We start from the raw sequence: 22318 nt of genomic DNA on the forward strand, positions 1-22318 counted from the left end.
GTCACGTCACGCCACGTCAAGGGGAGGCTGCCATGGACCTCGAGACGGCCCGACAGCAGAACGTGCTCGAGCTGCGCATCCACGGGATCTCCAACACGCCGCCGTGGGGCATCCTGGACGTCGGCAAGGACGAGGTCGTCACGAGCGAGGGCGACAGCTTCGGCACGTTCTGGGAGCTGACGCCGGCCGCCGACGCCCGCGACCGCCGGCTCCGGCCCGGCCAGCTGCACCACATCCCTCCGGACGTGCGACGGGAGGCCTACAGCTGGGGGGCCATGGCCCGCGCGGTCCTGCCGACGGGCGCCGGCACCGCGGCGCGCGTGTGGGCCGCGGTCATCCGTGCCATGCGGGCGGGCGTCGTCCCCTTCGGCCTCACCAACGCCGGCTACTGGGCCCGCCGCGTGCCGCGGACGCCCGCGGACCGCGTGGACCACGGCAGCGCCCCGGAGCCGACGGCAGCCATGGTGCGGCTCTTCGGTCTGGCGATGACGTTCCTCATGGTCTCGGCCGCGACGACGGTCGCCGTCCTCCTGGTGGGCGCGCAGTGCTACGCCGACGTCGCCGGCCGGCCGTCCACCTGCCGCGAGGTGCCGGGCCTCGGTTTCCTGGGGTCGCTGGAGCGCGGCCCGCGCGCGGCCGTGCTGTCCCTCGTGCCCGTCCTCGTGATCGTCGCTCTGGTGACCGCGGGACGCTCCACCCAGGCGAAGTTCGACGAGCGGGTGTCCGCGGCCAGGGCCGGGGAGGGGCTGCCGCGCACCGCCGGCCCGCTGCTGTACCGGCCCGGCTTCTGGGCGCGCCGCCCGTCCGGTCCCACCATGCTCGTCACGCAGCTCGGCGCGTCGATGGCCCTCGTCGCGGTGCTGCTCTCCTGGACGTCCACGCGCCTCGCCGTGCAGACCGGCGTCATGATCGCCGCCGCGGCCGTCATCGGCGTCGCGGCCCTGCTCGTCTGCCTGCGCACCGACGACTACGGCGTCGAGGTCACCCCGGCGGCGTGGCGCGGCGCGGCCTCGTTCGTCGTCCTGGGGGCCGGGTTCGCGACCTGGGTGCTCGCCGCCGTCGTCTCCGCCGCTCCCCAGTGGTTCACCGACGCCCAGGTCGCCGCCCCCACGTACGTCGGCATCCGCATGGCGCCCTCGGTCGTCGGCGTGTTCCTCATCGCCGTCGCGGCGACCGGCCTGGTCTGGCGGCACTCCGGCACGGCCGCGCTCGTCGGGTGGACCCTGGTCCCCGTGCTCGCGACCGCCGCAACGGCGGTCCTCGCGCTGACCAGGAACAACCCGCAGGTCAGCGCCGACGTGCGGGACGCGCTCCTCTTCGGCGCGACGGGCCTGATCGCGCTGCCCGCCCTCGTGGCCCTGGGGCGCCGCGCCCGCCGCACCCACCCCCACGAGGGCTGGAACGGGTCGGGACCCGGCATCTTCCTGCTCGCCGCCACCGGGCTCGGGTCGGTCTACTCGAGCCTGACCGTGCTCGGGGCGCGGTCGCTGCTGGACGGCGACCAGGAGCTCCAGGTGCCGTCCGCGTTCGCCGAGTTCGCGATGGCGTCGGTGCTCATCCTCGCGCTCGTCGTCGTCCAGCTCGTCGTCGTGGCGCTGCCCTCCATCGGGCGCGTCGTGGGGAAGAACCCGCGGTGGATCCCGGCCTCCCCGGGCACGGTCGGTGACCGCCGCGGGCCGACGGCCTGGTCGTGGGTCGCGATGGAGCTCGCCGAGTGGGAGACGGACGTCCGCGGACGGGGCGTCAAGCTCCTGCGGCGCCGGCCGGCGGGGGAGCGCCCGTACCCCGCGGACGCTGTCAACCCGGTCGGGCAGCGCGTGCAGCGGCACCGCCAGCAGGCCGCGCTCGCCCAGCGCGGCGAGATCGCCGTCAACGTCGTGGCCGCGGCGTGCTTCCTCGCGCTGCTGGCCGCCGTCCTCATCGCCGTCCGCGAGGACGCCGTCGCCGGGATCGTGCTGTCGCCCACCGTCGAGGACTTCCTCATGGCGCGTCTCGCCGTGCCGTCCGTCGGCCTGATCACCACGGCCCTCGTCGCGAGCGCCGTCAGCGGCATCACCACGCGCGCGACCGTGGCCGTCGACGTCCTGTGGGACCTCCTGTGCTTCCTGCCGCGCAGCGCGCACCCGCTCGGCCCGGCCAGCTACGCCGAGCGGGCCGTGCCGGAGATCCGCGGCCGCGTCGACGCCTGGCTGCACGGCGCCGACCTGCCCGCGAGCACGCCCGCCGAGCGGGCCGAGCGCAGCGCGATCGCCGCCCGGCGTCGCGTGGTGCTCTCGGCCCACTCGATGGGGTCCACGATCGCCGTGGCCGCCGTGCTCATCCGGGCGGGCAACCCGGTGCCGTCGATCGACGTCGGCGACGACGTCCACGACCCGATGCGCGCCGACGACGTCGTCGAGCAGCACGAGGGCGCCCCGGACCGCGGGGACCGGCACGTCGGCCTGCTCAGCTTCGGGTCGCAGGTGCGCGCGTACTTCGGACGGTTCTTCCCCGAGCTGTTCGGGCCCGCGACGCTCGGCACCCGCCCGTGCACGGGCCCTGCCTGGCGCGGGGACCCCTGGGCTCGCCAGACGACGACCACCGCCGTCGACCACGAGCCTCCTCCCGCCTCGCTCGCCGACGTGCTCGCGGGCGGCCCGGGCCTGCCCGCGTGGGTCAACCTCTGGCGACGCACCGACGTGCTGGGCTTCCCGGTCGACTCCTACGCCGGGAGCCCCATCGACCGCGGGGCGGAGGAGGTCGACCGCGGCTCGTACCTGCTCGACGTCGACGGTCACAGCACCTACTGGCGCGCGCTGGCGTACGACCGGGGCTTCGCGGAGGTGCTGAGCCGGCTCGCGCCCGTCCCGCCGCTCCCCCCGGCCCCTGCCGCCCCTCCTGCGGACGACGGGAACCACGTCCGCCAGGACGGCCGGCCGGCCCGCTGGCGCGCGTTCGCGGTCGGGGGCGTGGCGGGCCTGCTCCTCGCCGGCGTCGGCGCGCGCTTGCCCCGGCGCGACGCCGTCCGGCGGTCCGCGCCGCGCCACGCGACCGCGGCGGACGCCTAGGTCCGCCCGCAGGTGCGGTGGCGGGCGGGCGGTCCGTCCGCGACGATCGGGACGTGCTCGCCCTCCTCGTCGTCGCGGCCCTGGTCGCCGCGCTGGTCCACGTCTACATCTTCGTGCTCGAGACCCTGCGCTGGGAGGCCGAGGCGACCCGGCGGGTCTTCGGCACCACGGCGCAGGAGGCAGCCACGACCCGGCCGCTCGCCGCGAACCAGGGTGTGTACAACCTCCTGCTGGCGCTCGTCGCCGCGGTCGGCGTCGTGCTGCTCCTGGCCGTGCGCGACGGCGACGCGGGTCCCGCGCTGGTCCTGGCGGCGTGCGGGTCGATGCTCGTCGCCGCGACCTACCTGGTCGCGACCGACCGCACGAAGGTGCGCGCGGCGGCCGTCCAGGGCACCGCACCGCTCGTCGCGGTGGTCGCGACGCTCGTGTGGCTGGCGGCCTGACGGGCGACCGTCAGGTCACCGCCCCGACGTGCCACGGGATGAACTCCTCCGTGCCGATCGTCAGGCCGGCGATCTGGAGCTCCTCGGACACCGGGCGGCGGCCCGAGGCGACGTCGAGGATCAGGTCGAAGATCTCCCGGCCCACCTGCTCCAGGGTGGCGGTCCCGTCGACGATGCGGCCCGCGTTCACGTCCATGTCCTCGGACATCACGCTGTACATCGCGGTGTTGGTCGCGACCTTGATCGACGGCGTCGGGCGGCACCCGAACACCGACCCGCGGCCCGTCGTGAACACGACGACGTTGGCGCCGCCCGCCACCAGGCCCGTGACGGACACCGGGTCGTACCCGGGCGTGTCCATGAACACGAACCCCTCGTGCGGGGCCATGCGCTCCGCGTACTCGTACACGGCGGCCAGGTCGGCGCGCCCGCCCTTGGCGACCGCACCGAGCGACTTCTCCAGGATGGTGGTCAGCCCGCCCGCCTTGTTGCCGGGCGAGGGGTTGTTGTCCATGCTGCCGCCGCCCGCGGCCGTGTACTGCTTCCACCATTCGATCCGGTCCAGGAGCCGCTCGGCGACGGCGGGGTCCGTGGCCCGGCGCGTCAGGAGGTGCTCGGCGCCGAACACCTCGGGCGTCTCGGCCAGCGCCGACGTCGCCCCGTAGGCGACCAGGCGGTCGGAGGCCCAGCCGAGGGCCGGGTTCGCGGTGATGCCCGAGTACCCGTCCGAGCCGCCGCAGTTGAGCGCGAGCACGAGCTCGGAGACGTCGCACTCGGTGCGCCGGCGCTCGTCGACCACGGGAAGCATGCGCTGGATCGCGGCCACCCCGGCGGCGACGGCGGCGCGCACGCCGCCCGACTCCTGGATCGTGAGCGACTCGACGAGCGTGTCGGCCGGGATGTCCGCGAGCACCGGGTCGACGGGCGGCGGCGGGGTGCCGACGCCCGGCATGCCGACGAACACGCCCTCGCGCGTCGTGAGCTGCTCGGTCAGCACCATCTCGCAGCCCAGGCCCAGCACCAGCAGCCCGGCGACGTTCGGGTGGGCGGCGTACCCGCGCAGCGTGCGCAGCAGCAGCCGGCCGCCCTCGCTCGACGGCACCAGGCCGCACCCCGACTGGTGGGTCAGCGCGACGACGCCGTCGACGTTCGGGTAGGCGGCCAGCACCTGGGGCGTGAACTGCGCCGCGATCATCTTGGCCGTCGACGCCGAGCAGTTGACCGACGTCAGGATGGCGACGTAGCTGCGCGTGCCCACGCGCCCGTCGGCACGCCGGTACCCCTGGAACGTGGGCCGGGGCCCGTCGGGCACCGGCAGCTCGGTGTGCGAGCCGCCCAGCTCGTGGTCGCGGTGCCCCTCCTCGAACCCGAGGTTGTGGCCGTGCACGTGCTCGCCCGCCCGGATGGGCACGGTCGCCCTGCCGATGACCTGGCCGTACTTGTGCACGTCCGCCCCCGCGGCGACGTCGGTGAGCGCGACCTTGTGGCCGCGCGGCACCGCGCCGCGGATCGTCACGTCCTGGCCGTCGGCGGAGAGCACCTCGCCCGCCTGGAGGTCACGCGTCGCCACCGCGACGTCGTCGCCGTGGTGGAGCGCGAGCAGGCCGCCCTGGGACAGCGTGCGCGGCACGTCGATGGTCACGGTCGATCTTCCCCTGCGTCAGACATGGAAACGTTTTCACCCTCCACGCTATCGCACCCGGAGGCCCCGCGCGGAAGCCTCTGGCCGCCGTCGTGGTTGCGCACGTCGTGCACACGTTCCCGCCCGCCGCCGACGTCGTCGTCATCGGCGCCGGTCAGGCCGGGCTCTCGGCGGGCTTCCACCTGCTGCGCCGCGGGTTCGCGCCCGCGGCCACCGCGCCTCCGGGCGCCCGCACGTTCCTCATGCTCGACGGCGAGGACGGTCCCGGCGGCGCCTGGCGGCACCGCTGGCGGTCGCTGCGCATGAGCACGGTGAACGACATCTACGACCTGCCCGGCATCGAGCAGCGGGACGTCGACCCGGAGTCGCCGAGCGTCGACGTCCTGCCCGCCTACTTCGCCGACTACGAGCGCGAGCTCGGCCTCGCCGTCGTCCGCCCGGCCCGGGTGCGGCAGGTCCGCTGGGACGACGACGGCGAGCACGTCGTCGTCGAGACCGCGGGCGGCCCGAGCGTGCGCGCCCGGGCGGTCGTCAACGCGACGGGCACCTGGTCGAAGCCGTTCTGGCCGCACTACCCCGGCCAGGAGACCTTCCGCGGCCGCCAGCTCCACACGGCGGACTACGTCCGCGCCGAGGACTTCGCCGGGCAGCGCGTCGGCGTCGTCGGGGGCGGGATCAGCGCGCTCCAGCTCATGGAGGAGATCAGCCACGTGGGCTCGACGACGTGGTTCACGCGCCGCGAGCCCGTGTTCGTCGACGGCGAGTTCGGCCCCCGGTCCGGGCACGACGCCGTCGCGCGCGTCGAGGAGCGGGTGCGCGCCGGGCTGCCGCCGCTGTCGGTCGTCGCCGCGACGGGGCTCGTCAAGACCCCGTACGTCCGCGCCCTCGAGGACCGCGGGCTCCTGGTGCGCCACCCCATGTTCGCGCGCATCGTGCCGGACGGCGTCGTCATGCCCGACGGCACGACGGTCGGCCTGGACGTCCTCTTCTGGAACACGGGCTTCCGCGCGGCGCTCGACCACCTGCGCCCCCTGCGCCTGCGCGAGCCCGGCGGCGGCATCCGCATGGACGGCACGCAGGTCGCGGGCGAGCCGCGCGTGCACCTCGTCGGGTACGGGCCGTCGTCGTCGACCGTGGGCGCGAACCGCGCCGGGCGCGACGCCGTCAACGCCCTGGTGCGCCACCTCGCGTGACGGCCCTCGGCCGGTGGCCGCACGGAGGGTCAGACGGTGGCGGGCACCGGCGTCCCGGGGAACAGCGCGCGGTACTGCGTGGCGTACTGCCGCCTGCCGACCAGCCGGTACAGGAGCCGGACCGGCCGCGGCAGCGCCGCGAAGAACGCGGCCCGGTCGGCGGGCGAGGAGCTCGCCAGCAGCATCCCGAGCTGCGGCATCATGCGCGACCGCGGGATCGCGTCCATGCCGTGCTCGGCGAGCGCCTCCCACTCGCGCTGCGTGAACACGCGCTCGACGACGGGGACCACCTCGACCACCTCCCGGCGCAGGTGGACCTTGAGCACGTCGAGCGTGCGGGCGTAGGCGTCGGCGAGCTGCTCGCCGAGCGCCGGGTCGGCCGTGGTGCGCCAGGCCGCGAGCAGCGGGCCGGCCTCGTGCAGGAGCCCCTGCACCTGGGCGTGGTGCGCGCGCATCTGGGCGACGTGGAGGGCGCACGCGGGGGCGCGCTTCTCCAGCTTGTCCCACATGAGCTCGTCCTCGCCCTCGTGGTGGACGTGGAGCGTGGCGTCGAGGTCGGCGAGCCAGGACCCCACGAACGCGCTGCGCGCCGTGTCCCCCGCGCGGACCCCGCGCACGAGCGGCGGCGCCTGCTCGTACGCCCAGAGGAACGCGTTGTGCACGATCCGCATGTCGTCGCCCTGGCACAGGCGCGGTCCGGCAGGAACAGGGGGGACGGTCTCTCCGGGCGCGGAGACGTAGAAGTCGCTCACGCGGGGAAGGGACGGGCGGGCACGGCGTCTGATACGTCGGCTGGCGCCGTCGGGCGACCTCCGGCACGGTGGCCGGGACGGTCACCCCGAGCGATCCATGCCGATCACTGCGCCCCAGCCCGCCGCCGGTGTGACTCCCCCACGCTGGAGCCCTAGTCTCGCCACGTCACCCCAGTCCTCGAAGGAGAGCCCCCCATGCGCACGACCAGCGCCGTCAGCCACAGCGCTATCCGTCCGGTGTCGATCGTCGTCGAGCCGTCGGCGTTCGAGGGCGTCACGGTCGTCGCCGCGAAGGTGGCCGCCGACCTCGAGCGCATCACCGGCACGGCCCCCGCCGTCGTCGACGCCCCGCGCGCCGCCGCGACGCCGACCGTGGTGCTCGCCGCGACGCTCGGCCGCTCCCCGCTGGTCGACGAGCTCGTCGCCGCGGGCCGCCTCGACGTCGCCGACGTCGCAGGCAGGCGCGAGGTCTACGCCGTGACGCTCGTCGAGTCGCCCTTCGCCGACGCCCCCGACGTCGAGCGCGCGCTCGTCGTCGTCGGCTCCGACAAGCGCGGGACGATCTACGGGCTCTTCTCCCTCTCCGAGCAGGCGGGCGTGTCGCCGCTGCACTACTGGGGCGACGTGGCGCCGCAGGCGCGCGAGCTCGTCGAGCTGGGCGAGACGACGGCCACGCGCGAGCCGTCCGTGAAGTTCCGCGGCCTGTTCATCAACGACGAGTGGCCGTGCTTCGGCACCTGGACGTCTCAGCACTTCGGCGGGTTCACGGCCGACATGTACGACCACGTCTTCGAGCTGATCCTGCGCCTCAAGGGCAACTACCTGTGGCCGGCGATGTGGACGTCGAGCTTCGCGCTCGACGGGCCCGGGTCGCTCAACGAGGAGCTCGCCGACATGTACGGCATCGTCGTCGGCGCCTCGCACCACGAGCCGTGCCTGCGCGCGTCGGAGGAGTGGGACATCGTCCGCGGCCCGGACACGCCCTACGGGAACGAGTGGAACTACCTCACCAACCGCGAGGGCCTGCTGCGCTACTGGGAGGACGGCCTCAAGCGCTCGGGGCGCTACGAGAAGATCGTCATGCTCGGCATGCGCGGCGAGCGCGACTCCGAGCTGCTCGGCGAGGACGCCGGCCTCCAGGCGAACATCGACCTGCTCAAGGACGCGATCACCGAGCAGCGCCGGCTCGTGGCCCAGCACGCCCCGGGCGCCACCGAGATGCTCGCCCTCTACAAGGAGGTCGAGGAGTACTACTACGGCTCCGACACCGTGCCCGGCCTGCGCGGCTGGGAGGGGCTCGACGGCGTGACGCTCATGTTCTGCGAGGACAACTTCGGCTTCATGCGCTCGCTGCCTGCGACCGACGCCGAGCGTCGCAGCGCCGGCATGTACTACCACTTCGACTACCACGGCGGCCCCGTGAGCTACGAGTGGATGCCGTCGACGTCGTTCGAGCGCACGCACGACCAGATGTCGCTCGCGTTCGACCACGGCGTGCGCGACGTGTGGGTGGTCAACCTGGGCGACCTCAAGTTCAACGAGGTGCCCTTCGCGTTCTTCATGGCCATGGCGTACGACATGGACGCGTACGGCAACGGCACCCGGACGGCCGCGGCCGACTTCACGGCGTCCTGGCTGGACGCGACCTTCCCTGCCGCGGCGCCGGACGTGCGCGCCACGATCGGCGAGGTGCTGCACGGCTACCTGCGTCTCAACGCGATGCGCCGCCCCGAGGCCCTCAACGAGCACGTCTACGCGGCCGCCCACTTCCAGGAGGCGGACCGCATGCTCGCGCGCGCCGACGCCGTCGACGCCGCGAACGCCGCGGTGGTCGCCGCGCTCGAGGCGCTCGACGACGACGGCCGCACCCTGCTGGCCTACACCTCCCTCGTGGGGCTCCCGGCGCGCGCCTCGCTCAACCTGCTGCGCCTGCACGTCAACGCCGCGAAGAACGCCCACTACGCCCGCCAGGCCAAGCCCGTCGCCAACGCCTACGCCGGCCGGGTCACCGAGGCCGTCGCGACCGACCGCGCGATCGGCGACGAGATCCGCGAGCTCGCCGGCGGCAAGTGGACGGGCCACGAGCAGGAGGCGCACGTCGGCTTCACCGGCTGGAACGAGGACGGGTCGCGCTACCCGGTCCGCCACGTCGTCGAGCCCATGGGGCACGAGCCGCGGCTCTCCGTCTCCCGTGCCGACGCCGTCCCGACGTACCACCGCCAGTACGGCCGCCCCATGGAGGTCGTCGTCGACGACTTCTGCGTCGCCGGCGAGACGGCGGTCGCGATCGAGATCGCGAACGACGGCGTCGGGTCGCTCGCGTGGACGCTCGAGGGCGGCGAGGACGTCCCCTGGCTCGGCGTGTCCGCGCGCTCCGGCTCCGCGGTCGCCCAGGACGTCGTCGTGCTCACGTGCGACCGCGCGCTGCTATCCGCGACGACGCAGACCGTGCGCCTGCTGGTCCGCGTCGGCGCGGCCCAGCCGCACCAGGTCTCGACCGTCGCGGTCGTCGTCTCCGGGCGCGCCGTCGACACGGCCGGCCTGCCGGCGGGCACGTTCCTGCCCGGCCGTGACGGCGTCGTCGCGATCGACGCCCAGCACGCGGCCGCGTCGACGTCCGTCGACGGCGCCGCGTTCGTCGAGCTGCCGCGCGGCGGCCGCGACGGCTCGGCGATGCGCGTCCTGCCGACGACGGCGCCCGCGTTCGAGGTCGGCGCGCCCGCGCCGACGCTGACGTACCGGTTCCTGGCCGAGACGACCGGCGAGTACGACGTCGACGTGTGGCAGGTGCCCACGGGCGTCGTCGTGCGCGGCACGTCGCTGCGGTACACGCTGGGCGGCGCGGTGGTCGAGGCGGTCGCCGCCGACGTCAACGCCGGCGAGCCGGGCGACGCCCGCTGGGCGCGCCCCGTGGTCGAGAACATCCGCGTGACCACCTCGCGGACGCGCTTCGAGGCCGGGGTCGCCGAGCTGACGCTGGGCGCGCTGGACCCGAACCTCGTCGTCGAGCGGATCGTCGTGCGGCCCGCAGGCGTCGTGCTGCCGGCGTCGGCGCTGGGGCCGCGCGAGAGCGCCCGCGTCCAGGCCTGAGCGCCGCCGGGAGGTCGCCGCGGCGGCCTCCCGGCGGAGCCGGTCAGTGGTTCCGCAGGGCGCTGACGAGCTCGCCCTTCCTCATCGTCGAGCGGCCCGCGATGCCCACCTCGGAGGCCTTCTTGCGCAGGTCCGCCACCGTCCAGTCCTCGTAGCTGCCGGACCTGCCGCCCTTGCGGCCCACCGACGACCTGCCGCGGGCCGCGGCGGCGTTCGCGATCCGCGCGGACTTCTCCTTGCTGTTGCCCTCCGCGCGGAGCTCCTCGTACAGCTCCTCGTCCTTGACGCTGGGGCCTGGGCTACGTCGCGGCATGGTGCCCTCCTCGTGATCGGTTGCGTCTCTCCACCGTCACGCGACCGCCGGGCACTCGCACGCCCGCGAGCGCCGGCCGCGGCCCTCAGCCGGCCGGCTCCAGGAGGAAGATCGGTATCAGGCGCTCGGTCTTCGCCTGGTACACGGCGTACTGCGCCCAGGTCTCGACCGCGTACTGCCACCACTGCGCCCGCTCGTCCCCGGACAGCTCGCGTGCGACGTACGCCGTGCGGTGCGCGCCGTCCTGGAGCTCCACCTCGGGGTGGGCGCGCAGGTTGTGCACCCACTGCGGGTGCGTGGGCGCTCCGCCGCGCGACCCGACGACGAGGTACCTGCCGTCCTTCTCGACGCGCATGAGCGGCGTCTTGCGGATCTTGCCGGACCGCGCACCGCGGTTCGTGACGACGATGATCGGGTCGTTCGTGCCCCGCAGGACGTTCGCGTCCGCGCCGTCCGAGGCCTCGAACGCCTCGACCTGGTCGCGGACCCAGCCCCGCGTGCTCGGGACGTACTCCCCTTCGAGATTGCTCATGCCACGCACGCTACCGGGAGGCGGCGGCCGCGAGGCCGGGTCTCCGGCGCCGGCGCGCGAGACGGGCCCGGCGCCCGTGGCGGACCGGCCCGGCTACGACGCGCGCCGCGCCCCCAGCAGGACGCCCGCGAGGCCCGCGACGACGAACCCCGGCACCACGAGGAAGGCCGCGTGCACGCCGACGAGGTCAGCGAGCGCACCGAGCGCGAAGGGCACGACGCCGATCGCGACGCCGGCGGCGACGGTCACGACGGAGGCCGCGGAGTCGGCCGGGCCGCGCGCGGCCGCCAGGAAGAGGGCGCTGCCCAGCGGGAAGAGCAGGCCGACGCCGAGGCCGCAGACCACCAGCCCGGCGATGGCGACGACGGGCGTGCCGGCCGTCCAGAGCACGGCCCACCCGATCCCGGCGACGCCGAACGCGACCGCCACGAGGGGTGCGGCGCCCCAGCGGCGGGTGGCGGGCCCGGACGTCAGGCGGCTCACCGCCATGCCCGCGACGAGGCCCGCGGTGCTGCCGGCGGCGACGCCTGCCGAGGCGCCGGTGGACTCGCGCAGCAGCGACGCCGCCCAGAACGTCGTCGCGAACTCGATGGCCGTGCCCGAGACGGTCGCGAGGAGCATCAGCCAGGCGTCGGCGCCGAGCGCCAGGCGGCCGTGGGCGCCGTCGTGACGGCCGCCGGCACCCCGCGGCGCGGGCTCGCGCGGGACGGTGCGCGACCACAGCACGGCGGCCGCCGCCGCGAGCGGGACGGACGTGACCAGCGCGGCCCGCCACCCGAACCCGATCCCGACGGCGGCGCCGAGGGCGAGCGGCCCGACGACGCCGGCGACCGTGCCGAGCCCGTTCCCGGTGGCGAGCGCGGTGGCCGCGCCGCGCGGGCCGAGGTGCAGCACCAGCCCGGCGGTGCCGGCGCCGAGGGCGAGGCTGCCGCCGACCGACATGACGACGACGGCGGCGAGCCCCAGCACGAACGAGGGCGACACGACGAACACGCTGAGGCCCACGGCGATGAGCGCGGCGCTGAGCAGGAGGGTGCGCCGGCGTCCGACGGCGGGCACGAGGCGCGGCATCACGAGCCCCGCGATCACGGTGCCGACGGCCATGGCCGTGCCGTGCAGGCCGGTCAGCGTGTCCGTCAGGCCGCGCTCGGTGCCGAGCAGCTGGCTGGCGGGGCCGAACATGTAGAGCACCCAGCCCCACAGGGCGTAGGTCGCGAACATCGACCACGTGAAGGTGTCGGCTCCGCGCGGACGGGCGGCGTCGTCCTGCGGGCGCGGCGGGGTGGGGTGGTCGAGGGGCACGGAGGTCCTTGCGCGGGGTGTCGGGGTGATGCGCGCGACGTGCCGCACCGGCCCCAGGATCGCGCGGCGGGCGGGGATGGGCAACGCGCCGTCGCGCCGCGTCCGTCGCTGGTGCAGGCGTGGCGCGACCTGTTGTCCTGGCACCGCCCGTGCGCCACCCTGGGCGCATGCGCATCGCGGGGCAGCCGTCCTGGAGGTTGTCGGTCAGCGACAGCCAGTCGCTCGAGGTCGCCCTGTACGTGCGGGACGCGGCCGGGATCGTGGTCGCGGGCGACGACGTCCCGCCGCCGCTCACCGCCCCGCCGCCCCGCTCGGACGTCCTCGACGGCGCGGACCCGGCCCCGGTGGCGGCGCAGTGGCTCGCGTGGTGGCGGACGCTGGTCGCGCTGGACCTTGAGCTGCAGAAGGCGCCCACGCTGGACGGCGCGGCGTGGCAGGCGTGGGCCAGGGAGCACGCAGCGCGCCGGGACGCGGCCGGAACCCCGACCGACGACTTCGCGGGCCTCGCCCACGCGCCCGCCCTGCGCCAGGCGTGCGTCGCGCTGGCCCACGACGCGTACGGCGCCGCCCGCCGGAACCCGGAGCTGGACCGGGCGCCGTGGGCGCAGACGAAGCAGGTCGTCGACGACGTCGCGCAGGCGCACGGGGTGGACCCGGACGTGCTGTCCGGGGTCGTGATCCAGGTGCCGACGACGGGCGGCTGGTGGCGCGTGGTCGAGCCGGGGGCCGTCCTCGCGTCGACCGCCGCGCCGTACGACGCCGTGGTGCGGGCCGCGTTCGAGTCAGCCCTCTGAGCGCGGCGCCCCGTCGCGCGCCGGGGCCTGGTCCGGCGGGTCCGACGGCGCGTCGGCCCCGCTCGGCCCCGGTGCGTCGTCGTGGTCGGGGCGGCGTCTCAGGTGCCCGACGACGTCGCGCAGCATGACCGTCACGGGCGCGGAGAGCATGGCCCCGAGGAGGCCGGCGAGCACGGTGCCGACGACCGTCGAGCCCAGGTTGACGATCGGGTGCAGGCGCAGCCGGTCCGAGGACAGCTTGGTGAGCACGAGCGTCTGGACGACGTTCTGCATCACGAGGATGACGCCGAGCAGGACGAGCGCCTCCGTGGGCCCGCGCGACCCCAGCGCGATGAGCACCGCGAACGCGCCCGAGAAGATCGCGCCGAGGAACGGCACGTACGACGTCACGAACGTCACGAGCGCGATCGAGACCGCGAGCGGCACCCCGAGCACGACGGCGGCGACCGCGATGAGGGCCGCCGCCAGCAGGTTCGACACCGACATCGCGCCGAAGTACCGCCGCAGGGTCGTGGTGGCCTGGTCGACGACGTCGCGCCCCGACGTCGCGCCGAGGGACGCGTACCGGGCGACGAACGCCTCGATCCGGGGCCAGTCGGCCATGACGTAGAAGAGGAAGAAGACGGCGACGAACGTCCCGACGAGGAACGCCGCCGCGCTGGAGAACACGCTGCCGAACAGGCTCGCGAGGCCGCCGCTCAGGGCGGACGTCGCACTCCCCAGGTCGATGCCGGACACGTCCAGCGACGTGCCGGCGAGCTCCTCCTGGAGGGTCGCGAGCCCGCGGGTCAGCCGGTCGGCGATCTCCGTGGACTGCTCGACGACGCCGACCACCGTCACCCACACGGCGACGCCCAGCACGGCCGCCAGCACCACCAGCACGGCCGCCGCCCCCAGGCCGCGCCGCAGCCCGGCCCGCTCCAGGCGGTCGACGGCGGGCTGCAGCAGGATGCCGAGCACCGCCGCGACGACGAGCGGCACCACCACGCCGCTGAGCGTGGAGGCGGCGGTGTAGACGACCAGGCCGGCGGCCGCGATGCCGACGACGGCCCACGCGATCCGGCCGAGGCGGAGCACGCGGTCGCCCAGAGGCCTGGCGGTCTCGGGAACGTGGTCGGGCACGGCTCTCCTCGGGTCGGTGGGGAGCATCATCCCGCGCGGGCACCGGGAGCGCGCGCCCGTCGGGGCGCGATGCAGTGGCCCGCGGCGCGGTCGGGACGGTGCCGCCCGGCAGAGGTGCCGGCGACCGGGCGCGGGCGCGTCCGCCGTTGCGAGCGGTCGGCCCTCCGGCGAGGGTGGCAGCGTGGCCCAGCCCGCGAGCAGCACCCCAGGGACGGCCGGTGCGGAGCACCGCTCCGGCAGACGCGCGAACCCGGTCGCGAGGTTCCTCAAGGCGCTCGGGCCGGGGCTCGTGACCGGCGCGGCCGACGACGACCCGTCCGGCGTCGCGACGTATGCGCAGGCCGGAGCGACCTTCGGGAACGCGATGCTGTGGACGGTGCCGTTCACGCTGCCGCTGATGATGGCCGTCCAGGAGATCTGCGACCGGATGGCGCTGGCGTCCGGCGACAGCCTGGGAATGCTGATCCGTCGCAGGTTCCGCGGCGGGGCCCGCACCGCCATCGTCGTCCTCATGGCCGCCCTCATCGTCGCGAACTGCCTGAACCTCGCGGCAGACCTCATGGCCATCGGCCAGGGCGTGCAGCTGCTCGGCGCGGGACCGGCCCCCGTGTGGTCGGCGGTCGCGGGCGTGGGCATCGTCGTCGCGCTGGTGCTCGGGTCGTTCGACTGGATCGGGCGCATCTTCAAGTGGCTCTGCCTCGTCCTGCTGGTCTACGTCGGCGTCCTCTTCGCCGCCGACGTGGACTGGGCCGACGTCGGCGCCGGGCTGCTCGGGACCCAGGTCCACCTCACGCCCGACTACGTCGGCCTGACCGTCGGCGTCCTCGGCACCACCATCAGCCCGTACATGTTCTTCTGGCAGACCGCGCAGCGCGTCGAGGAGCTGCGCGAGGAACCGCTGGGCGGGGACGGCACCGCCGCGCTGGATCAGCGGAGCGTCGGCGAGGCGCGGCGCCGCCTGCGCACGGGCCGCCTGGACGTGTTCACGGGCATGGTCTTCAGCGTCCTGATCATGTTCGCGATCATCGCCGCGACGGCCGCCACGCTCGGCACACGCCACCAGACGGTCACGAGCGCCGCGCAGGCGGCGCAGGCCCTCGAACCGATCGCCGGCACCTACGCCGGGGCGCTCTTCGCCATCGGGTTCATCGGCTCCGGCATCCTGGCCGTCCCCGTGCTTGCCGCGTCCGGGGCGGCCGGCATGGCCGCGCTCCTCGACAAGCGGTGGGGGCTGGAGAAGAGCCCGCGCAAGGCGCCCGTCTTCTATCTCCTGCTCGGCGTCGGCGTCGTCGCCGGAACGCTGCTGTCGGTGTTCCTCAGCAACCCCATCCGGCTGCTGGTGCTCTCCGCCGTCGTCAACGGGATCGCGGCCGGACCGTTCGTCGTGATCATGATGCTCATCTCCCACGACCGCACCATCATGCACCGGTACCGCAACGGCGCGCTCTCCCGGACCCTCGGCTGGGCTGCCGCGGTGATCATGTGCGTCGGGGGCGTCTACGGCGTCTGGTACACGGTCGCGGGCGGCTGACCGGCCAGAACCGGTCCTCGCGGTGCGCTCGCCCGCCGGTGCGCTCGCCCGCCTGCCGGGCGCATCGCACACCGCACCTCCACACTGGGCATCATGAGCGAGCCGGTGGCCGCGCGGCCGGGCCTGGGTACCTTCCGTCGCCTCGAGTTCTTCACCGACGGCGTCTTCGCCATCGTGATGACGATCATGGTCCTGGAGGTGGACGTCCCGCGCGGGCCCGCCGGCGAGCTGTGGGCGCAGATCGGCGAGCGCGTGCCCGAGCTCGCCACCTACGCGCTCGCGTTCGTCACGCTCGGCGCGCTGTGGTTCGGCAACCGCACGCAGGGCGAGCAGCTCGAGCGCGCAGACCATCCCCTGACCTGGCTCGTGCTCACGCTGCTGCTCACCGTGGCGCTCGTGCCCTTCTCCGCCGCGATGCTCGGGCACGAGCCGACGGCGCGCCCCGCCGTCGTGTTCTTCGGCGCGCACCTGACCGTGGTGTACGTGGTGCACGCGCTGGTGTGGACGTACGCGTCCGGGCGCGCCCACCTGCTACGGCCCGGCCTGCCGGACGGGTACCGGCGGCGGTCCCGGCGGTACTCCTGGCTCCCCGCGGGCGGGTACGCGGCGGCGACGCTGCTCGGCCTGGCGGCCCCCGTCGTCGGGCTGGTGGGCTTCCTGCTCGTGCCCGCCTGGCTCGTCAGCGGGCTCTTCTACCGCGGGCTCGGCCGCCTGCACGACCACGAGGCGCGGGCGTCCCGGGCCGTCGCGGGCCAGGAAGCCCGGTAGCCCCGGCCCGGCGACGCTCAGCGACGCCGGGCCAGGTGCACGGTGAGGTCGGCGTCGAGCGTCACCCGGTCGGGCAGCACGGCGAGCACGGCGGCGAGGGCCCGCTCGCGGACCGCGCCGGGCAGCGCGAGGTAGGCGGAGACCGTCGCGAGATGGCCGACGTAGTCCCGGGCGGGCACCGTGGGCCGCCGCGCGACCTCCACCTGGCGCACGTCCGTGAACGCGTCCGCCCTGACCAGCTCCGTCCCCGGCCACTGCAGCGTGGCGTCCTCCGGCGTCCCGTCGGGTGCCGGCACCTCGTCGTCGGCCAGGAACGGCGCGCGGGCGGACCGGACCGCCTCCGCGAGGGCCGGGTCGGCCAGCCGCAGCGGCGCGCCGAACGAGGCGAACACCCCGCCCGGCTCGAGGAGGGCGGCCACCCGCTCCCAGCGCCCGGCCGGTGCGGTCCAGTGCAGCGACGCCGCCGCGAAGACGAGCTCGTAGGTCTGCGCCGGAGCGAGGTCCTCGAACGCCGCCCGGACGACGGTGACCTCGGCCGGGACCTGGCGGCGCAGCTCGGCGAGCATGTCCGCGTCCGGGTCCGTCGCGGTGACCCGGATCCCCCGGCCCGCGAAGAGCCGCGTGGCCTTGCCCGTCCCGGCGCCGACCTCGAGGGCCGTGCGCACCGGCCGGCCGGCGTAGGCGAGCACCGTGTCGGCGAGCTCGTCGGGGTAGCCGGGCCGGTACCGCTCGTACGCGGCGGCGGCCGCGCCGAAGGTCAGAGCGCGCGCTGTCATGGGGGCGAGTGTGCCGCGCGGGGGCCGACGCGCCCAGCCCTTTACGGCGGTGGCCGCCTCGCAGGTGCCCGCTACGTCAACGGGTCAGCAGCGGCATGACGACGTCGTCGACGATCTCCTCGATGACCTCGGGCGACACCGGTCGCAGCGTCATGAGCAGCTCGCCGCGCATCAGGTCGAACGCGAGCGACCTGGCGCGCGGCGTGAGGTTCTCCTCCTTGACCTCGCCGCGGGCGACGGCGCGGCGGTAGAACGCCTCGGTGCTCGGCTCGCGGCCGCCGACGAACACCTCGCGCAGGTCGCTCAGCGCGGTGCCCGTCTCGGCGAAGTACCCGGTCAGCCGGTGGAACGCCGTCAGTCCCACGCGCACGCGGGCGCGGTTCGCCCACGTCAGGAGCGCGAGCAGGTCGCCGCGCAGGCTGCCCGTGTCGATCGGCTCGTACGTCTCCGCCCTGGCACCGTGCACCACGACGGCGCGGACGAGGTCGGGCTTGCTCGGCCAGCGCCGGTAGACGACGGCCCGGCTCGTCCCCGCGCGCGCGGCGACGCCCTCGTAGGTGAGGGCGTCGTAGCCCTTCTCGACGAGCTCTGCCCACGCGGCCTCGAGCAGCGCGGTCTCCAGCTCGGCGCCGCGGCGCCGGCGGGCGGGTGCGCTCCCGGTGACGTCCGGCCCGGAGGCGGCGTTAAGAGACATGGTGTTCCCTATCTCGCGAGTGAGGCGTACTCTCCACGGAAGAGTCACAGTGTATCTAAGGAGAGTTGCATGGCCGAGAAGCCCGAGCGCGGCGACGACCACCTGGACCCCGCCGTCAGACGCGTCGTGTGGACCGTGCTGGTGGGCGGCATGGCGGTCCTGTTCGACACCACCATCGTCGCCGTCGGCATCCGCACCCTCGCCACCGAGCTGGACGTGAGCCTCTCCACCATCCAGTGGGTGAGCACCTCGTACCTCCTCGCGCTGGGCGTCGCCGTCCCGCTGGTCGGCTGGGCGCAGCGGGTGCTCGGCGGCAGGCGCCTGTGGATGCTCGCGCTCGCCGTGTTCCTGGCCGGCTCGATCCTGTGCTCGCTCTCGTGGGACGCCGGCAGCCTCATCGCGTTCCGCACGGTCCAGGGCCTGGGCGGCGGCATGCTCATGCCGCTCATGACCACGATGGTCATGCAGGCCGCGCGGGGGCAGAACCTCGGCAAGCTGGCCGCGACGATCGGGCTGCCGATCGCGCTCGGCCCGATCGTCGGCCCCGTGATCGGCGGCCTCATCCTGCACAACCTGCACTGGTCGTGGATGTTCTGGGTCAACGTGCCGTTCTGCGTCGTCGGCCTGGTCCTCGCCGGGCGCTTCCTGCCCCGGGACGCCGCGCCCCGGATGCTGCCGCTCGACGTCGTCGGGCTGCTGCTGCTCGCACCCGGCCTCGTGGGCCTGCTGTTCGGCCTGAGCAACGTCTCCAAGGACGGCGGCTTCGGCCGCACGGACGTGTGGCTGCCCGCCGCGGCCGGCGTCGTCCTGGTCTCCGGGTTCTGCCTGTGGGCCCTGCCGCGCGGCCGCCGCGCGCTGGTGGACATCCGGCTCCTGAGGCACAAGCCGCTCTGGACGTCGTCGGCGCTCATGTTCCTCTCGGGCTTCGGGCTGTTCGGCGCGATGTTCCTGCTGCCGCTGTACTTCCTGGAGCTGCGCGGGCACGACGTCCTGGGGGCCGCGCTCCTGCTCATCCCGCAGGGGGTGGGCGCCCTGCTCAGCCGGCTCGTCCTCAGCCGGTTCATCGACAGGGTCGGGCCGCGCTGGATCTCGCTCGCGTCGTTCCTCGTCGCGGCGCTCGCCACCGTGCCGTTCGCCGTGGCCGGGGCGCAGACCAGCCAGTGGTGGCTCGGCGGCGTGCTCCTGGTCCGCGGCCTCGGCCTCGGCTCCGCGCTCATCCCGCTCATGGCGCACGCCTTCTCCGGCCTGGCGCACGACGACGTCCCGGACGCCAGCATCGTGTCCCGCCTGCTGCAGCAGCTCGGCGGCTCGTTCGGCACGGCGGTGCTGGCCACGGTGCTCGCCTCCGGCACCACGCACGCCGTGACGCTCGCCGACGGCGCGGTCGCCTTCGACCACGCCTTCTGGTGGGCGGTCGGCTTCACCGGCCTGGCCGTCGTCCTGTCGTTCCTGCTGCCCGCGCACCGCGCACAGGAACCGGGCGCGACGCCGGAGCCGCCGAGGACCGCGGCGCGGAGCCTCAGCCGCCGGTGAGCATCAGCGGGCCGCGTCGCCGGCGTCCGGCGGCTCCGGCGCGCGGGGGTCGACGTCGTCGCGCAGCTCCTTGACCTCCTTGCGGAAGACCTTCAGCGACTGCCCGACGCTCTGGGCCAGGTCGGGAAGCCGGCGCGCGCCGAACAGCAGCAGGAGGACCACCACCAGGATCAGGATGTGGACCGGTCGTAGTGCACCCATGGTGACTCCTCGTCGTCGAGAACCTGCGGTAGGGGAGCCGGGCGGCCCAGCGGGCGAGCCGGCGGAGGAGCACGGCGTGCTCCGGCGAGTCGTAGGAGCGCAGGTCGTGGCCGAGCGCGTCGTACGCGACGCGTGCCGGCCCGTGCTCGCGGACCCAGACGAGCGGGTGGACGACGTCGTCGTGGACGTGCGTGGCGAGCACGGTCCGCGCGCCGACCGGCTGGAGGAGGCTGTACCGCTCGTCGACCACCGTCAGGCCGCCGAGCCCGGCGGTGAGCGCGTGCTCCTCGAGCCGCACCGTGGTCGGCCCGAGCTCGGGGTGCATCGACGCCCCCGGCACCCAGACCGCGCCGAGCAGCTCCGGCCAGACGGGGTAGTCACGCAAGCTCGCGGCGGCCGCGTGCAGCCCGAGGACCCCGATGCCGCGGGCGGCGGCCGCGGCCAGGCCGTCGGTCGCCGCCCGCGGCGCCGTGAAGAACGACCGCTCGCCCTGACCCCAGGGGTCGCCCGCCGCGACGACGAGCAGCTCCGCGTCGTCGAGCCGTGTCATGGCGCCGTCGACGTCGTCGTCGACCTCGACGGACCAGCCGTCCTCCGCGAGGAGGCGAGCCACGCGCTCGCCCACCGCCTCGAAGGGGTGCCACGGGTCCGCGTAGCGGCCCGTGCCGGCGACGACGAGCGCCCTCATCCCTTCACCGCCCCGGTCAGCACGCCCTTGGTGAAGTACCGCTGGGCGAACGGGTAGACGAGCAAGATCGGGATGGTCGCCACGACGATGACGGCCATCTGGATGGTCTGCCCGGGCGGCGGCGGCTGGTCGGGAGCCTGGAGCGTGGACAGCGCGGTGCCCTGGACGACGTACTGGTTGAGCACCACCTGGATGGGCCACTTCGCCGTGTCGTTGAGGTAGATCATCGCGTTGAAGAACGAGTTCCAGTACCCGACGGCGTAGAACAGCGCGATGACGGCGAGCACCGCCTTCGACAGCGGCAGCACGATCTGCAGGAAGATCCGCCACTCGCTCGCCCCGTCGAGGCGTGCGGACTCGAGCAGCTCCTCGGGCAGGCCCATGAAGAAGTTGCGGACCACCACCATGTTGAACGCCGAGATGAGCCCCGGGACGACGAGCGACCAGTAGGAGTCGAGCATCCCGAGAGAGCGCACCAGCAGGTAGTTCGGGATGATCCCGGCCCCGAAGAGCATCGTGCACAGCACCAGGACGAGCACGGTCCGCGAGCCGGGCACGCGCCGCGTCCGGGTCAGCCCGTACGCCAGCGTCGTCGTGAACAGCATCGACAGCGCGGTGCCCACCACGGTCACGAGGGCGGTCACGACGAGGGACCGGGTGACCACCCCTCCCCCGATGATCGAGCGGTACGCGTCGAGCGAGTACGACGTCGGGAAGGCGCTGCCGGACGCCTGGGCCTCCCGGGACGCGAAGCTCATCGCGATGACGTACACGAACGGGTACAGCATCACCAGGACGATCAGGGCGATGACCAGCGCCTTGAGGGACTGCGAGGCCCGGGAGGGCTGGCCCATCCACACGGGGCGGGCGTTGCGGCGGCGCACCGGGGGTGCGGTCAAGGTCGTCATCAGAACAGTCCTTCCGTGCCGAGCCGCTTCGCGAACCGGTTCGCCGCGACGACGAGGATCGTGCCGATCACGCCCTTGAACAGGCCGGCGGCCGTCGACAGGCCCCAGTCGCCGCCGGAGATGCCGCGGAAGTACACGAAGGTGTCGAGCACCTGGGCGGCGTCGGCGCCGACCGCGGGCTGCTGGAGCAGGAGCTGCTCGAAGCCGACGGTCAGCACGCTGCCGATCGTGAGGATCAGCAGGAGCGTGATCACGGGCACGAGCCCGGGCAGCGTCACGTGCCACGTGCGGCGCCACGACCCGGCGCCGTCGACGGCGGCGGCCTCGTACAGCTCGTCAGGGATCGCGCTGATGGCGGCGAAGAAGATGATCGTCCCCCAGCCGACGTTCTTCCAGATCACCTGGGAGGTGACGAGCGCCTTGAACGTGTCCGGGTCCGCCATGACGTTGACGTCGTGGATCCCGATGGTGCTGAACAGGTCGGCGATCGGGCCCGCACCACCGAGCACCTGCTGCCAGATCGCGATGACGATCACCCACGAGATGAAGTGGGGCAGGTAGACGATCGTCTGGACGACCCGCTTGACGCGGTCCGAGACGAGCGAGTTGAGCAGCAGCGCGAGCAGGATGGGTGCCGGGAACGCGAAGACGATCTGCAGGAACGAGATGATCAGCGTGTTCGTCAGCGCCCGCACGAACTGCGGGTCGCCGAACATCGCGGCGAAGTTGTCGAGGCCCACCCAGGTCGACCCCGTGATGCCCCAGTACGGGGAGTAGTCCTGGAACGCGACGACGTTGCCGAGCAGCGGCAGGTAGGCGAACACCAGGAAGAACACGAGGCCGGGCAGGATGAACGTGTACATCCACCGCTCGCGCCGCACGCGCTCCCACACCGACGTCGTCGGCCGGTCCCTGCGCGCGGCGCGGTCCCGGCCCGGCCGCCCCGGGACCGCCTTCGCGGCCCCGGGACGTTCCAGCACGGCCATCGT

19 protein-coding genes and 1 pseudogene are annotated in these 22318 nt (G+C 74.4%); 8 read left to right on the forward strand and 12 right to left on the reverse strand.

The features are described 5' to 3' along the window. Positions 1-32 precede the first annotated feature (32 nt). Both ET471_RS14990 and ET471_RS14995 read left to right on the forward strand, forming a co-directional pair. On the forward strand, positions 33-3047 hold the full coding sequence (locus ET471_RS14990) for a hypothetical protein (RefSeq protein WP_129189601.1): 3015 nt from the start codon (positions 33-35) through the stop codon (positions 3045-3047). A gap of 53 nt (positions 3048-3100) precedes the next feature. Next, on the forward strand, positions 3101-3490 hold the full coding sequence (locus ET471_RS14995; RefSeq protein WP_129189603.1) for a DUF1304 domain-containing protein: 390 nt from the start codon (positions 3101-3103) through the stop codon (positions 3488-3490). A 10-nt stretch (positions 3491-3500) separates the two neighbouring features. Here ET471_RS14995 and ET471_RS15000 read toward each other — a convergent pair whose 3' ends face one another. Then, the gene (locus ET471_RS15000; protein ID WP_242496313.1) at positions 3501-5132 is read right to left on the reverse strand and encodes a UxaA family hydrolase; all 1632 of its coding nucleotides are present in this window, start codon (positions 5130-5132) and stop codon (positions 3501-3503) included. Positions 5133-5224: 92 nt separating this feature from the next. Between ET471_RS15000 and ET471_RS15005 the strand changes: the two genes are divergently transcribed. Next, positions 5225-6325 (forward strand): FAD-dependent oxidoreductase, encoded by a 1101-nt coding sequence (locus ET471_RS15005; RefSeq protein ID WP_242496314.1) that lies wholly within the window; start codon positions 5225-5227, stop codon positions 6323-6325. 29 nt (positions 6326-6354) lie between these two features. Here the strand turns inward: ET471_RS15005 and ET471_RS15010 are convergent, their stop codons facing one another. Then, positions 6355-7077 carry a hemerythrin domain-containing protein gene (locus tag ET471_RS15010; RefSeq protein ID WP_129189605.1) on the reverse strand — a complete coding sequence of 241 codons (723 nt, stop codon included), beginning with the start codon at positions 7075-7077 and terminating at the stop codon, positions 6355-6357. Positions 7078-7272: 195 nt separating this feature from the next. On the opposite strand from ET471_RS15010, the gene ET471_RS15015 reads away from it, so the two are divergent. Next, positions 7273-10167, forward strand: a complete 2895-nt coding sequence (locus ET471_RS15015; RefSeq protein WP_129189607.1) for a glycosyl hydrolase 115 family protein — start codon at positions 7273-7275, stop codon at positions 10165-10167. A gap of 43 nt (positions 10168-10210) precedes the next feature. Here ET471_RS15015 and ET471_RS15020 read toward each other — a convergent pair whose 3' ends face one another. The 3 genes from ET471_RS15020 to ET471_RS15030 all read right to left on the reverse strand — a co-directional run bounded on the left by ET471_RS15020 (position 10211) and on the right by ET471_RS15030 (position 12314). Further along, positions 10211-10480 (reverse strand): DUF7218 family protein, encoded by a 270-nt coding sequence (locus ET471_RS15020; RefSeq protein WP_129189609.1) that lies wholly within the window; start codon positions 10478-10480, stop codon positions 10211-10213. A gap of 85 nt (positions 10481-10565) precedes the next feature. After that, on the reverse strand, positions 10566-11012 hold the full coding sequence (locus ET471_RS15025; RefSeq protein ID WP_129189611.1) for a nitroreductase family deazaflavin-dependent oxidoreductase: 447 nt from the start codon (positions 11010-11012) through the stop codon (positions 10566-10568). A 93-nt stretch (positions 11013-11105) separates the two neighbouring features. Further along, positions 11106-12314, reverse strand: a complete 1209-nt coding sequence (locus ET471_RS15030) for an MFS transporter (RefSeq protein ID WP_242496315.1) — start codon at positions 12312-12314, stop codon at positions 11106-11108. Between the two features lie 167 nt (positions 12315-12481). Here ET471_RS15030 and ET471_RS15035 point away from each other — a divergent pair, with 167 nt between their 5' ends. Next, the gene (locus ET471_RS15035; protein WP_129189613.1) at positions 12482-13108 is read left to right on the forward strand and encodes a hypothetical protein; all 627 of its coding nucleotides are present in this window, start codon (positions 12482-12484) and stop codon (positions 13106-13108) included. Here the strand turns inward: ET471_RS15035 and ET471_RS15040 are convergent. Further along, the gene (locus tag ET471_RS15040; RefSeq protein WP_165350510.1) at positions 13097-14230 is read right to left on the reverse strand and encodes an AI-2E family transporter; all 1134 of its coding nucleotides are present in this window, start codon (positions 14228-14230) and stop codon (positions 13097-13099) included. The two genes, ET471_RS15035 and ET471_RS15040, sit on opposite strands and share 12 nt — an antisense overlap. Before the next feature lie 181 nt (positions 14231-14411). On the opposite strand from ET471_RS15040, the gene ET471_RS15045 reads away from it, so the two are divergent. Both ET471_RS15045 and ET471_RS15050 read left to right on the forward strand, forming a co-directional pair. Further along, on the forward strand, positions 14412-15761 hold the full coding sequence (locus ET471_RS15045) for an Nramp family divalent metal transporter (protein WP_165350511.1): 1350 nt from the start codon (positions 14412-14414) through the stop codon (positions 15759-15761). A gap of 93 nt (positions 15762-15854) precedes the next feature. Further along, a complete protein-coding gene (locus ET471_RS15050; protein WP_129189619.1) occupies positions 15855-16529 on the forward strand; it encodes a TMEM175 family protein in 675 nt (224 codons plus the stop codon). Between the two features lie 17 nt (positions 16530-16546). Here the strand turns inward: ET471_RS15050 and ET471_RS15055 are convergent, their stop codons facing one another. Continuing rightward, positions 16547-17305 (reverse strand): class I SAM-dependent methyltransferase, encoded by a 759-nt coding sequence (locus ET471_RS15055; protein ID WP_129189634.1) that lies wholly within the window; start codon positions 17303-17305, stop codon positions 16547-16549. Between the two features lie 76 nt (positions 17306-17381). After that, positions 17382-17999, reverse strand: coding sequence for a TetR/AcrR family transcriptional regulator (locus ET471_RS15060; RefSeq protein WP_129189636.1), 618 nt, complete (start codon positions 17997-17999; stop codon positions 17382-17384). Between the two features lie 69 nt (positions 18000-18068). Here ET471_RS15060 and ET471_RS15065 point away from each other — a divergent pair, with 69 nt between their 5' ends. Continuing rightward, a complete protein-coding gene (locus ET471_RS15065) occupies positions 18069-19532 on the forward strand; it encodes an MDR family MFS transporter (RefSeq protein ID WP_129189638.1) in 1464 nt (487 codons plus the stop codon). Between the two features lie 3 nt (positions 19533-19535). On the opposite strand, the gene tatA is transcribed toward ET471_RS15065, so the two are convergent. The 4 genes and pseudogenes from tatA to ET471_RS15085 form a co-directional block, all read right to left on the reverse strand. Then, a complete protein-coding gene (gene tatA / locus ET471_RS15070; protein WP_129191054.1) occupies positions 19536-19733 on the reverse strand; it encodes a Sec-independent protein translocase subunit TatA in 198 nt (65 codons plus the stop codon). A 55-nt stretch (positions 19734-19788) separates the two neighbouring features. Further along, positions 19789-20421, reverse strand: a pseudogene (locus tag ET471_RS15075) (ThuA domain-containing protein); the annotation flags it as partial. Beyond that, positions 20418-21329 carry a carbohydrate ABC transporter permease gene (locus tag ET471_RS15080; protein ID WP_207207280.1) on the reverse strand — a complete coding sequence of 304 codons (912 nt, stop codon included), beginning with the start codon at positions 21327-21329 and terminating at the stop codon, positions 20418-20420. The pseudogene ET471_RS15075 and the gene ET471_RS15080, both read right to left, overlap by 4 nt. Further along, positions 21329-22315: an ABC transporter permease gene (locus ET471_RS15085; protein WP_129189640.1), complete on the reverse strand. Its 987-nt coding sequence runs from the start codon at positions 22313-22315 to the stop codon at positions 21329-21331. Before ET471_RS15085 ends, ET471_RS15080 begins: the two co-directional genes overlap by 1 nt. Positions 22316-22318 lie beyond the last annotated feature (3 nt).

This window comes from Xylanimonas protaetiae, from assembly GCF_004135385.1.
In the GTDB taxonomy this organism is placed as follows: Bacteria; Actinomycetota; Actinomycetes; order Actinomycetales; family Cellulomonadaceae; genus Xylanimonas; species Xylanimonas protaetiae.

Coding starts and splice junctions, on each gene's coding strand:
- ET471_RS14990 (WP_129189601.1), top strand. CDS start 33: ATGGACCTCGAGACGGCCCGACAGCAGAACGTGCTCGAGCTGCGCATC.
- tatA (WP_129191054.1), bottom strand. CDS start 19,733: ATGGGTGCACTACGACCGGTCCACATCCTGATCCTGGTGGTGGTCCTC.
- ET471_RS15055 (WP_129189634.1), bottom strand. CDS start 17,305: ATGACAGCGCGCGCTCTGACCTTCGGCGCGGCCGCCGCCGCGTACGAG.
- ET471_RS15035 (WP_129189613.1), top strand. CDS start 12,482: ATGCGCATCGCGGGGCAGCCGTCCTGGAGGTTGTCGGTCAGCGACAGC.
- ET471_RS15060 (WP_129189636.1), bottom strand. CDS start 17,999: ATGTCTCTTAACGCCGCCTCCGGGCCGGACGTCACCGGGAGCGCACCC.
- ET471_RS15080 (WP_207207280.1), bottom strand. CDS start 21,329: ATGACGACCTTGACCGCACCCCCGGTGCGCCGCCGCAACGCCCGCCCC.
- ET471_RS15065 (WP_129189638.1), top strand. CDS start 18,069: ATGGCCGAGAAGCCCGAGCGCGGCGACGACCACCTGGACCCCGCCGTC.
- ET471_RS15020 (WP_129189609.1), bottom strand. CDS start 10,480: ATGCCGCGACGTAGCCCAGGCCCCAGCGTCAAGGACGAGGAGCTGTAC.
- ET471_RS15050 (WP_129189619.1), top strand. CDS start 15,855: ATGAGCGAGCCGGTGGCCGCGCGGCCGGGCCTGGGTACCTTCCGTCGC.
- ET471_RS15085 (WP_129189640.1), bottom strand. CDS start 22,315: ATGGCCGTGCTGGAACGTCCCGGGGCCGCGAAGGCGGTCCCGGGGCGG.
- ET471_RS15025 (WP_129189611.1), bottom strand. CDS start 11,012: ATGAGCAATCTCGAAGGGGAGTACGTCCCGAGCACGCGGGGCTGGGTC.
- ET471_RS15015 (WP_129189607.1), top strand. CDS start 7,273: ATGCGCACGACCAGCGCCGTCAGCCACAGCGCTATCCGTCCGGTGTCG.